This is a genomic window from Streptosporangium amethystogenes, assembly GCF_000721075.1.
Lineage (GTDB): Bacteria > Actinomycetota > Actinomycetes > Streptosporangiales > Streptosporangiaceae > Streptosporangium > Streptosporangium amethystogenes.
Window position 1 is genome coordinate 146,406 of sequence record NZ_JOEQ01000030.1, and the last position, 13,818, is coordinate 160,223.

The window sequence follows — 13,818 nt, forward strand, 5'->3', positions numbered from 1 at the left end:
CCTGTCCCACCTGCGCGATCGGGTCAGCACGCTGATGAAGGAGACACACCACCCCCGCGAGGACATCGTCTCGCTCATCGCCAGGGTGGACGGCCTGGCCACCGAGGTGACCGCGCTGACCGGATCAGCCGAGCGGCTCCGGGACGACGTCGAGACGCTCGGCGCCGACCTGCGCGACGGTGACGAGGCCCTGGAGCGCCGGATCACCGGGCTCGCCCGGCGTTTCGAGGACACCGTGGACGGTCTCACCGACAACCACGAGGTCATCACCGGGCTCAAGGCCTTCCTGCGCCTGGTCCGGGCCGACGCCCCCGGCCGGACCTGACTCGCGCCACGCCCGGGGCGCCACCTCCAGCAACCGCGCCGCGGCACCGAGGACGTCCCGGACGCCGATTTCCAGCAGACCCGGATCGGGCCGGTAGGCGTAGGGGTCGCCATGGCCGCCCGCCCACAGCACGACGTGCGGTCCCGTCTTCGGAGGTCCCCACACGGCGGGTGCGACGGGGCCGAACAGCGCCACGGAGGGCGTGGCGAACGCGGCCGCCAGATGGGTCACCCCGGTGTCCCCGCAGACCACCAGCCTGGCCCTGGCCACCAGCGCGGCCAGCTCGCGCAGCCCGGTGCGCCCGGCGAGCACGCACGAGGGCGGCAGCCCGGCGAGCAGGGCCACCCGCTCGGCGAGGTCCCGCTCCCCCACGCTCCCGGTGACCACCACCTCGTACCCGTTCCTCCGCAGGTCCGCCGCCACCAGCGCGAACCGCTCCGGCGGCCAGCGCCTGGCCGGGTACCCGGCCCCGGGGTGGACGACGACGGGCCGCGACTCCTCCTCGCGGAAAGCGGGGCGCCGGAGCCCCAGATCGGCGGGGTCGGCCACGATGTCGTACCAGGCGAGCAGGTCGCACCAGCGCCGCACCTCGTGCACACCGTCCTGCCACACCGGTCCGCGCGCGCCGGGGAAGGCGGGGTGGGAGTGGGTCAGCAGCCGGGCCGGGGTGGTGCGGTGGAGCGCGGCGATACCGCGCGGGCCGGCGCCGTACAGGTTGACCGCGATGTCGACGCGTCGGCCGAGCGGCGGTACGTGACCGGGCCCCGACACGTCGCACACCTCGTCCACCGCGCCGATCAGCGGCACCAGGGGCGCCAGCGCGGAGGGCGCGGCCAGCACGATCCGGTGGCCGGGGTGGGAGCGGCGCAGGGCGCGCAGGGCGGGGACCGAGGTGAGCAGCTCACCGAGTCCCAGCCCGCGCAGCACCACCATGACCGGGCGGTCCGCCTCGGGCCCGGCGGGAGTGCTCCGCCCTTCGTCGCCGGCACCGGTCTCGCGGAGACTCACCCCGGCCGGAGCGGTGCTCATCCGATCGTCTCCTTGACGGAGGTCAGGTGGTCGACCGCCTCGACGACCCGCGCGCTCGGCACCGACGACAGACAGGGATGACCGGCGACGGCGCAGGTACCCTGCCGGGTCACCCGGCAGGGGGTCCGCTGGTCACCGAGGATCACCACCGGCACGCCGTGCGGCGCCCAGCGGCCCGCGGGGGCCAGCGGGGCGAACAGGCTGACGACCGGCGTGCCGACCGCCGCCGCGAGGTGGGCGGGCCCCGCGTCCGCGACGACCACGGCGCACGCCCCGGCGAGCACCGCGGCGAGTTCGGGAAAGGTGGTCCTGCCGCCCAGGTCGACGACGGACCTTCCCCGCTGCCCGCCGTACGCGGCCGGGGGGCCGTTCCAGTTCCGGCCGCCCGTCGCGGCACACGTCCCGTCCACCCAGCCGGCGGTGAAGGCTGGCTCGTCCACCCTCCAGCCGCGCAGCCGGGCGGGTCCGCCGCCCATCCAGCCGCCCGCGAAGACGGGTCCCGGCGACAGACCGTGCTGCCCGGCACCCGCGGCGATCCGCGCGGTGAGCCCGTGCTCGTCCTGGCCGCCGGTCACGACGACCCTGCGGCCCGAGCGGACCAGGTCCTGAACCGCGCGCGCCCACCTGTCCGCGGGCCATGCCCTGGCGGGGACCGAGGTGCCGGGATGCACGACCACGTAACCCGGCGGCCCGGTGAGGTGGCGCACCTCGGGCAACGGGTGCCGTACGGCGAGCCCCCCCGAATCTCCGTGCGGGAGCTCGAACCCCGCCGCCCTGGCCAGTCCGAGCATGCGCTCGCTCTCCGGCACGTCCACCTCCTCGTCGACGAGGTGCCGTACGTCGAGCAGCGAGCCCGGGTCGTCGGTGGAGACGGCGGCGACCCTCGGCGTACCCGCCAGCCTCAGGATCAGGGCCAGCGGCAGCGCGGACTGGTGGCACGAGGTGAGGATCAGCGCCTGCTCGGGAGCCGTGTCCCGGATGGTCCGCAGCAGTCTCAGCACGTGCGGTCCGGCCACCGGCGGCGCGGTGGGGTCGATCCACGGCGCGCGCCACTCCACCACCCGCGACACCCCCGGCAGCAGCTCACCCGCGGGCCGGCCCCGGGGGCCGGTGAGCAGCACGACCTGCCGCGCGTCCGCGGCCACCGCGCGGATCGCGGGCCCGGCCAGCAGGACGTCGCCCGCGTTGTCCAGGCGGGCGACGAGAACGGTGCCGGTCACCGCCGGCCTCCGGCGCACCCTGGATGCGGTACGTGGGCCGCCAATGGAACGGTCGTTAAATCACGAAATATCGCGTCTTCCCTAAGAAACCTCATGGGGCCGGGCCTCTCATTCGATATCTAGTGACTACCGAGAGTGGCGCCCCTTAAACCGAAAAATCGGACATAGAGGTAGTTAAGAGCATTGGCCGATCGTCTTTATCACTACAGGTAATTATTTTGAGGATTACCAGTCCTCCCCGCCGGGCAACGAGCGGGGAGTCGACCGGGGCGAAGCCCCCGCGCGAGACGGGGATGAGAGAAACCGAGCCACCGGCGCGACCGGCTCACGCGGCCCCCCACCGCGAGACGCGAGGGGCCGGGGCGGGAAGCCGGTCAGCCGGGGATGCCGGGGGCGTCGGGCAGTAGGTGCGCGTTGGGCTCGCGGGCACGGTCCGCCAACTCGGGGATCTCCACCACGGTCACCCCCGCCTCCGCGAGCTCCTCGGCCCCGTGGCAGTCGACGAAGAGCAGCGGCTCCCGCCACGCCAGCACCACTCGCCGGACGCCGCCGTCCAGGATCAGGCGGGTGCAGGTCCTGGGGCGCGACCTGCGCGCGCTGCACGGCTCCAGGCTGCTGTAGACCGTGGCCCCGGCCAGCCTGGGGTCGTCCGGGGAGATCTTGCCGAGCGCCGACTCCTCCGCGTGGACGCGGGGGTCACCCTCCCGCGAGTAGCCGCGGGAGATCTCCTCGCCGTCCTCGGAGACGACCACGGCGCCGACCGAGAAGGCCGTCTCGGAGGGCGGGCACAGCCTCGCCAGGTCGCACGCCAGCCCCAGCCAGTCGTGGTCGTTCATCCGGACCTCCCGGTAGACGGTGCGTGTCAGGCCAACAGGTAGCGCAGCAGGGTGACGTCGCCCATCCTGCGGACCTCCGCCAGGTCCATTCTGCGGTGGCGGTCCCGGGGGAAGTCCCCGTCCAGGACGAAACGCGGGGCGGCGGAGTCCCCGACGAAGAACGGGGCGACGACGAGGTGGAGCTCGTCCACCAGGTCCTGGCGCAGGAAGCGGGTGTGGACAGAGGTGCCGCCCTCGACCATCAGACGGCGCACTCCCCGCCCGTACAGGTCGGCGAGGACCCGGCCGAGATCGATCGGCTCCCCCGCGTCGATCACCTCCGCGGCCCCCGCGAGGCGGACGGCGAGTTTCGCCACGGCGGGCGACGCGGCGTAAACAATCTTCTCCGTTTCGCCGGCGGTGAAGAAGGCGGCAGCCGGGTCGAGGTCCCCGGTGGCGGTCAGCGTCACCTTCGCAGGGGACGGCGGCAGGCCGCGCGCGACCCGCTCCCGCCCGCGCTCCGGCGACCTGACCAGGAGCCGGGGGTTGTCGCGGCGGACGGTGCCCGCCCCGACCAGGATCGCGTCGCAGCCGGCGCGGACCTCGTCGACCCGGTCGAAGTCCTCGTCGTTGGAGAGCAGCAGCCGCTGCGGCGTGCGGTCGTCGATGTAGCCGTCGACGGACATCGCGCAGCTCAGCAGCACGTACGGGCGCTCGCCCACTCCCCGCCTCCCCCGGTCAGGCACCGGCCGATCGTAACAACCTTCCACCCGGCCCGCCCGCGGCGGCGTCCACCTTCCCCCATCCCCCGCGCTCCGATATCCGCTGGTGAACCGCTACGACGGATCTTCCGATCAGCGACGCATGCCCCTGTTTGTTTACCTTCTGTTAACCTGAAACTGAAGCATCCCGGGGTGAGGAGTTCATCATGCGTGCGGTTCTGCCGGACCTCGGTCACAAAGGCGCCTGTTCCGCTCCTGTCGAGGAGCCGATCGGCCGCCACCTCCACGACCCCGGCGTGCCGCCAGGAAGCACCGTCCACGCGACCGGCACCGGCCGGGGCAGGGAAGGTACATGACGGCGGGCCACCCGGGGCCCGAGTGTCCAGCAGGCGCCGAGCACGACCGGCGGCACCGCCTCTGATGGGATGGACTCTGGCGTTCGCCGCCGTGGCGATCCTCTTCGTACTGGTCAGCGGTGCCAACGACGGCGCCACCCTGATCGGTCTCGGGCTCAGGTTCCCCCGCTTCCCCGGATGGGCCGCCGCCACGATCCTGGTGGTCGCGCTCTTCGCCGTCCCCTATCTGCTGGGGGTGACCGTCGCGCGCACCTTCACCGAGCGGCTGGCCGGGCTCGGCACGAGCGGCGGCGCGGCGGCGTTCCTGGTGGGGGTGGTGATCGCGGTGGCGGTGGTCGCGGCGCTGACCGGCAGAGGACTGCCGACCAGCCTGACGCTCGCGGTGATCGGAGGCATCGGCGGCGCGGGGCTCGGCGCCGGGCTACCGGTCTCCTGGACCGACCTGGGCACCGTCCTGGCGATCGGGGCCTGCGCGCCCATGGCCGGGCTGGTCCTGGGCTACCTGCTGGGGACCGTCTCGCGCCGGGTGCCCTCCTACCGCCGCATGTCGCGGCTGGTGTCCGGCACCCACCTGCTGGCCTATGCGGCCCAGTGCGTGGCATACGCGCTGAACGACGGACAGAAGATGATCGCGGTGGTGAGCGTGGCGATCGGCGTGAGCCGCGGCGGGCTTGGCGGGGTCGGCCCCATCGAGGTCCCGCCGGTGTGGATGGCCGCCCTGGTGGCGCTCTTCCTCGCCGGCGCGCTGACCAGCCTGATCCGTGTCGGAGGGCGGCTGGGCCGCGGGCTGGTCATCACCCGCCCGCTGCACATCGTCACCGCGGAGGCGGCGGCCACCGGCGCCGTCCTCGGCAGCTCGGCTCTGGGAAGTCCGGTGAGCATGACTCAGTCGATCACCGCAGGGGTGGTCGGCTCGGCGGCAAGTGAGGGAATGAGGAGAGTGCGATGGCAGGGCGTCGTGAACGTGGGTACGGCATGGCTGGTCACGCTGCCGTCGTCAATGGCGCTGGGCTGCCTCGGCGGTCTCGCGCTGAGACTGATGTGAGCGGCAAGGACGGTCGCACCCGGAGGTTCGTGCGCGCCTGGGACGACCTGCGCGGCCGGTCGGGGCAGCGGATCGTCGGACTGGTGAGGAGCCAGGTCGCCGTCGCGCGGGCGGGAGCCGAACTGGCCCGCTCGACCGCGGCCGGCGAGATCGAGCGGTCCGCCGCGCGCGCCCGGATGGCGGAGGTGGAGCACGAGGGGGACGAGGCGCGGGCCGAGCTGGTGCGGATACTGCGGCGGGTGCTGGCGACCCCCATCGACAGGGAGGACCTGTTCCGGCTCTCCCGCTCGATCGACGACGTGCTGGACCAGCTCCGTGACTATGTGCGCGAACTCGACCTGTTCGGCCCGGAGGACCTGCGGTTCGCGGTCGAGCCCCTGCAGGCGGTGATCGACGGCCTCGACGAGCTGGAGGGCGCCGTGCTGAAGATGATCGACGCCCCGGGATCGGTCACCATGGCCGTGCTGGACACGCGCAAGGCGTGCAGCCGGGTCCGCCAGCTCTACCAGGCCCGGCTCGCCGAGCTGTTCGCCGAGCCGCTGGACATGGACACCCTGCGCAGGCGCGAGCTGCTGTCACGGCTCGACGCGGTGGGCCGCCGGCTCGGCGAGGCCGCCGACGCGCTCGCCGACGCGATGCTCAAGCGGAGCCACTGAAACCGCGCCGCCTTGCCCATCACCGTCTGCCATTCCCCACTCCCTTTTGACGAAGGACGACTCTTGTTATGAAATATGTTTAGCTAGAGCGAACAGGCGGCCAAGCCGCTTGACGGAGGGAGCCGTGGGTGGGCACATCGGAGCGTCATGGCGGTGAGGAGCCGGACCGCCAAGACGCCGTCGGAGCCCGGATGCGGCAGTTCCGCAAGGAGCGCGGCCTGACGTTGCGTGGTCTCGCCACCCACTCCGGGCTGTCCATCGGGTTCCTCTCCCAGGTCGAGCGGGGCATCTCCTCCATCGGCCTGACCGCGCTCAACAGCGTGGCCACGGCGCTCGACCGGAGCGTGGCGGAGTTCTTCAACGACGCGCCGCCGGAGGGGGAGACCGAGGAGAGGCAGCCATCGGTCTCTCCGCTGCCGAGCCACTTCACGCTCACCCGCTCCGCGACGGCCGCCACCGAGTACATCTCGGGCCAGCAGACCTACCGCATGCTCTCGGCCAGGGGGCCGAACCTGGTGCTCGAACCGCTACTGGTGCACATCGCGCCCGGCGGCAGGCGGGAGAACTCCTACGGGCACGCCGGTGAGGAGTTCGCCTTCGTGCTGGAGGGGGAGTTGCTGTACGAGGTCGACGGCGTCGAGCACCGGTTGCACCCGGGCGACAGCGTCCACCTGAGGTCGACGGTCCCGCACAGCATGTTCAACGACACCGACCGGGTCACCACCGTCGTGTCCGTGGTGACCCCTCGGCTGTTCTGACCTGCTCCACCGCTCGCGCTCTCGCCTCGCGAGTGCCGACCCTCGCGAGTGCCGACCCTCGTGAGTGCGGACTCGCGGCGGCGGAGCCGCGGTCAGTGCCGGCGCAGGGCGCGGATCGCCGACACGGCCAGCCCGGCCACGGCCAGCGCGCCGAGCGCTCCGGCGGCGACCGCCCGGCGCTGGCGGGAGATGCGCGGCTGGATCTCGGCGTACGGCACGGTACTGAACGAGACGAGCTCGTAGCGCGAGGTGTAGCGGCCGGGCAGCAACCGCTCCAGGCCGTGCTCGACGCGCTTGCCCAGCAGGAACGTCCGGGAGGCGACCTTGTCGCGCATCTCGACGAAGTTCGCCAGCGCGAGTTCGGCGATGGTGTCGGCGTGCTCCTTGCGGCGGGCGCCGTACCGGGCGAGGGCCTCGGGAAAGTCGTCGCCGGTCTCCCGCAGGCAGCGGTCGAGTTCCACGCAGTCCTCGAAGCCGCAGTTGGCGCCCTGGCCGTAGAAGGGGACGATGGCGTGGGCGGCGTCGCCGAGCAGGCCGACCACGGCACCGGTGCCGCGCACCTGCCAGGGGTGCGCCCGCACGGTGACCAGGTGCCCGACCGGGTTGTGGGCGTAGTCTCCGGCGAGGTCGGGCATGAGCGCGCGGGCGTCGGCGTAGTTGGCGGCGAAGAACTCCTCGAACCGCTCCGCGGTGTCCAGTTCCTCGAAGCTGCCGGGCCCCGACTTGGGCCAGAACAGCGTGCAGGTGAAGGACCGGTCCGGGTTGGGCAGCGCGATCATCATCGCCTTGCCGCGCGGCCAGATGTGCAGCGCGCCGGGATCGAGGGCGAACCCGCCGTCGCGTGCCGGGATCGTCAGCTCCTTGTAGCCGTAGTCCAGGTAGTCCTGGCTGAAGTCGAAGCCGGGCAGCAGTTGCAGCCGCCCGCGTACCGCGCTGTAGGCGCCGTCGGCGCCGAGCACGACCGGGGCGCCGTGGGTGACGGGCCCGGTGGGCGTGTCGAAGTCCATCCGTCCCGAGTCGACGTCGAGCCCGGTCAGCCGGTGCTCGAAGAGGGCGCGGACCCCGGGCATGGCCAGGGCCGCCTCCAGCAGCGTGCGGTTGAGCTCGGCGCGGCTGATGGAGTTGATCGCCCGCTGCCCTCCGGCGCTGTACGGCTGGAAGCCGAGTGTGCCGTCCGGGGCGTGCACCATCCGGCCCGGCATCGGCAGCGCGGCCTTCAGCACCACCTCGTCCAGCCCGATCCCGCGCAGCGCGTCGATCCCCCGCTCGGAGATCGCCAGGTTGATCGAGCGCCCGCGCTCCGGCGTCGCCTGGCGCGGATCGGGCCTGCGCTCGTACAGGGTGACCTCGTAGCCTCGGCGGGCCAGGTAGCAGGCCGTCAGACAGCCGACCAGCCCGGCACCGACCACGGCGACCTCGCCACGGGAGCTCATACCGGGTTCACCTCCTCGGCGAGCGCGGCGGCCGCCCGCCAGCAGTCGTGGAACGTGGAGTACATCGGCACGGGGGCCAGCCGGATGACGTCCGGCCGCCGCACGTCGGCGAGGACACCGTGCGTCTCGTGCAGCCGGGCGGCGAGGTCTGCGGCATCTGTGGTGTCGGGGCCGCCGGCCACCCGCAGGGAGAGCTGCGCTCCGCGCCTGGCCGGGTCGGCGGGCGTGACGATCTCCAGTGGGCGGTCGCGGACGACCTCGGCGAGCAGCCGCTCCAGGTAACCGGTGAGCGCCAGGCTCCGCTCCCGCAGCGCCGCCATCCCGGTCTCGGCGAACATCCGCAGCGAGACCCTGACCGGGGCCATGGCCAGGATCGGCGGGTTGGAGATCTGCCAGGCGTCGGCGGTGGGCACCGGGACGAGTTCGGGCCGCATCTCGAAGCGGGTCGCCTGCTCGGTGCTCCACCATCCGGCCAGCCGGGGCAACTCGGGGTCGGTCACGTGGCGCCGGTGCACGAAGCAGCCCGCGACGGCACCGGGACCGGCGTTGAGGTACTTGTACGAGCACCAGGCCGCGAAGTCCACGTCCCAGTCGTGCAGCGCCAGCGGCACGTTCCCCGCGGCGTGCGCGAGGTCCCAGCCGACGACGCACCCGGCCGCGTGCCCGGCGGCGGTGACGGCGGGGATGTCGAGGAACTCTCCGGTCAGGTAGTTGACCCCGCCGAGGAGCACGAGCGCCACCCGGTGCCCCTCGCGGGCCAGGTGGTCCACGATGTCCTCGGTGCGCAGGCAGTCCTCGCCGGGGCGGGGGCGCAGCCGGACCACCGTCTCGTCGGGGTCGAGACCGTGGTGGACCGCCTGGCTGCGCACCGCGTAGCTGTCCGAGGAGAAGGCATGGTCCTCGATGAGGATACGGGTGCGCTCGCCCGCCGGGCGGTAGAAGGTGGCCATCATCAGGTGCAGGTTGACCGTGAGGGAGTTCATCACCACGGTCTCCTCTGGGGCCGCGCCCACCAGCGCGGCGGCGTCCTCGCGCAGCTCGGCGTGGTAGGGCAGCCAGGGGTGTACCGCCCGGTGGTGCCCCTCGACCGCGTGCAGCGCCCAGTCGTCCAGCTCGGCCAAGAGCGCGGCGCGGACGGCACGGGGCTGCAGGCCGAGCGAGTTGCCCGCGAAGTAGGCGACCTCGGGGTATCGGCAGGAGGCGGGAGCGGGCGGCAGCAGGAACTCCTCGCGACGGCAGACCGAGTCCTCGGCGTCGGCCGCCAGCGCCGCCCGCTCACCGAACTCGCCGTCCGCGCCGAACACGGCGGAACCGCCCCGGCCGGATCCCGCCGAGCCGGGTCCGCTCGGATCACGGAGCTCCTCGGCCCGCGCGGCCATCACGCCGACGTCCTGATCGCCGGACCTCCGGCACGCTCGCTCGTCACATCGTCTCCTTCTTCCCCGCCAATGTTCACTCATGCTGAACTCAAGTGAAATTGAGAGTACGAGACGATTCAGGCAGTGTGCTTTGCGGATGAAAGGTTCTGCGGGGATCCGGTTTCAGGATGACGGAGCGTCACCCGCAGGCACCGCCACCCTCCTCGACGAGCGGTTCAGCAGCGGCAGCACCTCGGCGCCCAGCAACTCCACGCCACGGTCGTCGGTGAGGCCGTGCGGCGTGCCGAACTCCACCCGGTGCGCGCCCGCGTCGATGAGGGCCTGGGCCTGCGCGGCGACCTGCTCCGGGTCGCCGGAGAAGGCGAACAGGTCGAGCAGGTCGTCGGGGATCAGTCGTCCGGCGGCCTCGTCCCTGCCGTCGTCGACCAGCTCCTTGACCCGGCCGAGCAGGTCGGCGGGGACCTCCACGGTCGGGTCGAGGTCGGCGACCACCGCGAGGTACATGGCCACCTCACTGCGTGCCCTGGCTCTGGCCGCGGCACCGTCGACGTCCACGACCGTCACCGCGCCCAGGACGACGCCCACCTCGCCCGGGTCGCGTCCGGCCGCCGTCGCCCCGGCCACGACCCGCTCACGGATCACCCCGACCATCGCCGGGTTCGCGCTGCCGCCCACCTTGATCTCGTCGGCGATCCGCCCGGCCAGCGCCGCGCCCTTCGGCCCCCACGCGCCGAGCAGCAGCGGCGGCCGGGCGCGGTGTACCGGGTAGCGCAGCCGGGTGCCCGGTGTCAGGCGGAACATCTCCCCCTCGTACCCTCCGGCGTCGCCGGCCAGCAGCCGGTAGACCACCTCGGCGGCCTCCGCCAGCGCGGTCAACGGCCGGGGCTGGGTGATGCCCACGGCGCCGAGCCAGGTGCCGCGTGCCAGGCCCAGGTAGGCGCGGCCGTGCGAGGCCAGGTCAAGGGCGGCGAGCTGGCCGGCGATCTCGTACGGCGCCGCCGAGTAGGGGTTGAGGCAGGCCGCGCCGAGCCGCACCCTCTCGGTGGCGGCGGCCATCTCCAGCAGCGGGAAGATCGGCGGCTGGTACATCAGGTCGCCGAACACGCTCAGCACGTCGAAGCCGTGCTCCTCGGCGCGGCGCGCGAGCCGCGCGTAGTCACCGGCCCGCTTGTCGCTCTGCAGGCCGAGACCGATCTCGACAGTGGTCATCGGGGATCACCTCAGGTCAGGTCGGCGGAGTTCATCCGGCGGCGGCGGGTCCGCTCGACCCGCATCACCAGCCGCTCCTCCGGGTCGGGGCAGCTGAAGTGGGAGTCCTGCGCCAGCCAGTCGCCCTGGGCGAGGTCGCGCTGCTTGGCGGCGAGGAACGGCAGGACCGAGGCGAGCGCGTAGACGCAGAAGTGCTTGCCGTCCGGGAGCCGCAGGTGCGCGCTCCGCTCCAGCGTGAAACAGTCGCCCACCTCCATGCCGCAGACGGATCTGCCCTCGATCCGATCGACCACGACCCGCAGGTCGTACAGCTCCATGTCATCGTCGTCCATGCCTGTTCCTCTCCCGGCTCACGGCACGACCAGTTCGGAGTGGTGGTGCACGATGAGCCAGTCGCCGCCGGTCCTGCGCAGCACGTCGGTCACCCGGCTGTACTGCGCGGGTTCGCCCGGCGCCTCGGCGACGAGCACGTAGCGCGCCACCCCGGCGTCGCCCCACACGTCGATCTGCTTGTCCTCGGCCGCCAGCCTGCCGAGTGCGGGACGGGCACCCGAGCCGTCCCTCTCGTCGCGGTAGGCGTCGAGTTCCGACCGGGTACGCAGCGGTCCCGGCAGGTGCGTCTCCCAGGTGGTCACCTCGGCGTGCAGATGGCTGTCGAACCGGCGACGGTCCGCCGCGAGGAAGGCGTCGTACATGTCGTCGATGCTCGCCGCGATCGCGGCGGCCTCCGTGTCGTTCACAGAACCGTTCACCGGTACCTCACCCAGCTGCCCCGGTCTTCAGACCCCGGGAAAATCGCGTTCACTGCCTCTCCCATCCCGACCGGTCGTCGCGGACGACCCGGCCGCCCTTCATCACCCAGCGGACCCCCCGGAAGGCCGAGGTGTCCGCGAGCGGGTCCGCGTCCATGGCGATAAGGTCCGCGTACTTGCCGACCTCGACGGTGCCGAGGTCGGCGTCGGCGCCAAGCCAGCGCACCGGGCCGAGCGTGCCCGCGTAGAGCGCTCCCGCCGGGCCGAGACCTCCCTCGGACATGCACTCCAGCTCGCGCACCGAGGCGTTGGTCCCCTCGAAGTCCCAGAACGGCGGCATGTCGCTGCCCAGCAGGACGTCCACCCCGGCGTCGAGGGCCATGGCGTAGCTCTCCAGATGCCGGGGGCCCGCGCCGAGCGAGCGGCACTGCATCCACTCCGGCACCCCGAGCTCGTCGAAGAACTCCTTGCAGCGGGTGACGAGCAGCGTCGGCACCAGGGCCGTGCCGCGCCCGGCCATTCTCTTCGCGACCTCGGGGGTGAGCTGATAGCCGTGCTCCACGCAGTCGAGGCCCAGCTCGACGGCCTCGGCGATCACCGTCGCCGGGCCCGCGTGCGCGGTGACCTTCCGGCCCCAGGCGTGCGCGGTCTGCAGTGCCGCCGCCATCTCGTCGGAGAACAGCTGCGGGGTCTCGATGCTCTCGTGCTCCCCGGCGATGCCACCGGAGATCATGATCTTGATGAGGTCGGCACCCGCCTTGACCTGGGTGCGCACCCCGCGCCGGAACCCGTCGACTCCGTCGCACTCCATGGTGTCGTTCGCCTCGTGGCCGTGGCCGCCGGTGCAGACCAGGGCCTGGCCCGCGGTGAAGATGCGCGGCCCGGTCGCCCTGCCCGACTCGATGGCACGGCGCAGCGCGAAGTCGGCGTGGTCCTTCTCTGCCACGCACCGCACCGTGGTGACCCCGCAGTGCAGGGTACGGCGGGCACCGTCGGCCATGTAGAGGACGAGTTCGTGCGCCGTCATGTTCTTGACGTTGTCGCCTCCCTGGCCGGGCAGCGACAGGGACAGGTGGGTGTGCATGTTGACCAGGCCGGGGGTGACGTAGGCGCCGTCGAGATCGAGCCGCTGGGCCTCCCCCACCCGCGCCAGGACCTGCTCGCGGGGACCCACGGCCGCGATCCGGTCGTCCCGGATCCACACCGCCGCGTCCGCGATCCGCCCCTCGGCGCCCTTCGGAGCCCCGGTCGGCGCCGCACCCGACGGTGCGCCGGCGCGGGCGTCGGTTACCGTGCAGTTGACAATGACCACGTCGTTCATCGGACGGCCTCGATCCCGTAGATCCTGCGGGCGGCGTCGGGAGAGACATAGCCCTCGGCGACGTCACGGCGGACCAGCTCCGGATCGCGCTCGCACGGATCCCCGTGCCCGCCGCCCCCGGCGGTCAGCAACCTGATCCGGTCACCGACCCGCACCCCGGTCTCCGGGTGGATGCCGACCATCATGAACCCCGGCACGTCCCCTCCGGAGGAGGCGGGCAACCTCTCCGGCATACCCTGCGCCAGCGCCTTGTAGATCAGTTCCAGGGCGACGGTCCCCGTCCACTGGGTGAAGGTCGCCGCCGGGTAGACGGCGTGGAAGAGCGTTCCAGGCTCGGCCCGTACCCGCAGGGGGGCGAAGTGCCCGGCGTTGGTCTGCTCCCCCGGAGTGGTGATCGCCTTGAACGCGACCCGGCAGGTCGCGATGGTCGCGCCGAACGGGAGGTTGACCGGCCCGGCGGTCGCGCCGGACGAGCCGGCGAAGTCGACGGTGAAGGTGCCGTCGGCGACGGTGACGGTGACCTGCATCCGGATCGGGTCCTCGGTGATGCCGTCGTCGTCCAGCCAGTCGACCGCGGTCCACGACCCCTGCGGGAGGCGGGCGACGGCCTCGGCGGCCGCCTCGGCGGCGGCCTCGACCACGATCTCGACGACGGACTCGACGACCGCCCTGCCGTAGCGGGCGTACAGCTCCTGGACGCGGCGCTCGCCGGTGCGCAACGCGGCGACCTGCGCGTTCAGATCACCGATCACCAGATCCGGCATCCGCGAGTTGAACCGGATCAACTCGATGATCTCC

Annotated in this window: 14 protein-coding genes; 3 read left to right on the plus strand and 11 right to left on the minus strand. The window is 72.6% G+C overall.

The features are described 5' to 3' along the window. Positions 1 to 124 precede the first annotated feature (124 nt). The 4 genes from IG98_RS0133285 to IG98_RS0133300 all read right to left on the minus strand — a co-directional run bounded on the left by IG98_RS0133285 (position 125) and on the right by IG98_RS0133300 (position 4,135). A complete protein-coding gene (locus tag IG98_RS0133285) occupies positions 125 to 1,354 on the minus strand; it encodes a glycosyltransferase family 9 protein (protein ID WP_063766331.1) in 1,230 nt (409 codons plus the stop codon). Beyond that, the gene (locus IG98_RS0133290) at positions 1,351 to 2,574 is read right to left on the minus strand and encodes a glycosyltransferase family 9 protein (RefSeq protein WP_030921460.1); all 1,224 of its coding nucleotides are present in this window, start codon (positions 2,572 to 2,574) and stop codon (positions 1,351 to 1,353) included. Before IG98_RS0133290 ends, IG98_RS0133285 begins: the two co-directional genes overlap by 4 nt. 374 nt (positions 2,575 to 2,948) lie before the next feature. Next, positions 2,949 to 3,410, minus strand: coding sequence for a cytidine/deoxycytidylate deaminase family protein (locus tag IG98_RS0133295; protein WP_030921463.1), 462 nt, complete (start codon positions 3,408 to 3,410; stop codon positions 2,949 to 2,951). Between the two features lie 26 nt (positions 3,411 to 3,436). Beyond that, positions 3,437 to 4,135: a RibD family protein gene (locus IG98_RS0133300; RefSeq protein WP_342666869.1), complete on the minus strand. Its 699-nt coding sequence runs from the start codon at positions 4,133 to 4,135 to the stop codon at positions 3,437 to 3,439. A 396-nt stretch (positions 4,136 to 4,531) separates the two neighbouring features. Between IG98_RS0133300 and IG98_RS0133305 the strand changes: the two genes are divergently transcribed. The 3 genes from IG98_RS0133305 to IG98_RS0133315 all read left to right on the plus strand — a co-directional run bounded on the left by IG98_RS0133305 (position 4,532) and on the right by IG98_RS0133315 (position 6,926). After that, a complete protein-coding gene (locus IG98_RS0133305) occupies positions 4,532 to 5,512 on the plus strand; it encodes an inorganic phosphate transporter (protein WP_030921469.1) in 981 nt (326 codons plus the stop codon). Next, complete coding sequence (locus IG98_RS0133310; RefSeq protein WP_211264227.1) at positions 5,509 to 6,168, plus strand: DUF47 domain-containing protein; 660 nt, start codon at positions 5,509 to 5,511, stop codon at positions 6,166 to 6,168. The genes IG98_RS0133305 and IG98_RS0133310 overlap by 4 nt, the downstream gene beginning before the upstream one ends. Before the next feature lie 128 nt (positions 6,169 to 6,296). Beyond that, positions 6,297 to 6,926 (plus strand): helix-turn-helix domain-containing protein, encoded by a 630-nt coding sequence (locus IG98_RS0133315; protein ID WP_051753275.1) that lies wholly within the window; start codon positions 6,297 to 6,299, stop codon positions 6,924 to 6,926. 92 nt (positions 6,927 to 7,018) lie between these two features. Here the strand turns inward: IG98_RS0133315 and IG98_RS0133320 are convergent, their stop codons facing one another. From IG98_RS0133320 to IG98_RS0133350, 7 genes are all read right to left on the minus strand, one after another. Next, positions 7,019 to 8,359: an FAD-dependent oxidoreductase gene (locus IG98_RS0133320; RefSeq protein ID WP_030921477.1), complete on the minus strand. Its 1,341-nt coding sequence runs from the start codon at positions 8,357 to 8,359 to the stop codon at positions 7,019 to 7,021. Further along, the gene (kynU, locus tag IG98_RS0133325; protein WP_084195828.1) at positions 8,356 to 9,738 is read right to left on the minus strand and encodes a kynureninase; all 1,383 of its coding nucleotides are present in this window, start codon (positions 9,736 to 9,738) and stop codon (positions 8,356 to 8,358) included. The genes IG98_RS0133320 and kynU overlap by 4 nt, the downstream gene beginning before the upstream one ends. 162 nt (positions 9,739 to 9,900) lie before the next feature. Further along, entirely contained in the window at positions 9,901 to 10,947 is a 1,047-nt protein-coding gene (locus IG98_RS0133330; RefSeq protein WP_051753276.1) for an LLM class flavin-dependent oxidoreductase, read from the minus strand. 11 nt (positions 10,948 to 10,958) lie between these two features. After that, a complete protein-coding gene (locus tag IG98_RS0133335) occupies positions 10,959 to 11,279 on the minus strand; it encodes a TIGR04076 family protein (RefSeq protein WP_030921485.1) in 321 nt (106 codons plus the stop codon). A gap of 18 nt (positions 11,280 to 11,297) precedes the next feature. Continuing rightward, positions 11,298 to 11,699, minus strand: coding sequence for a DUF4440 domain-containing protein (locus tag IG98_RS0133340; RefSeq protein WP_211264229.1), 402 nt, complete (start codon positions 11,697 to 11,699; stop codon positions 11,298 to 11,300). Between the two features lie 49 nt (positions 11,700 to 11,748). Continuing rightward, positions 11,749 to 13,020: an amidohydrolase family protein gene (locus IG98_RS0133345; protein WP_030921489.1), complete on the minus strand. Its 1,272-nt coding sequence runs from the start codon at positions 13,018 to 13,020 to the stop codon at positions 11,749 to 11,751. Beyond that, a partial coding sequence (locus IG98_RS0133350; protein WP_030921492.1) for a hydantoinase B/oxoprolinase family protein occupies positions 13,017 to 13,818 on the minus strand: 802 nt, incomplete at its 5' end. The genes IG98_RS0133345 and IG98_RS0133350, both read right to left, overlap by 4 nt.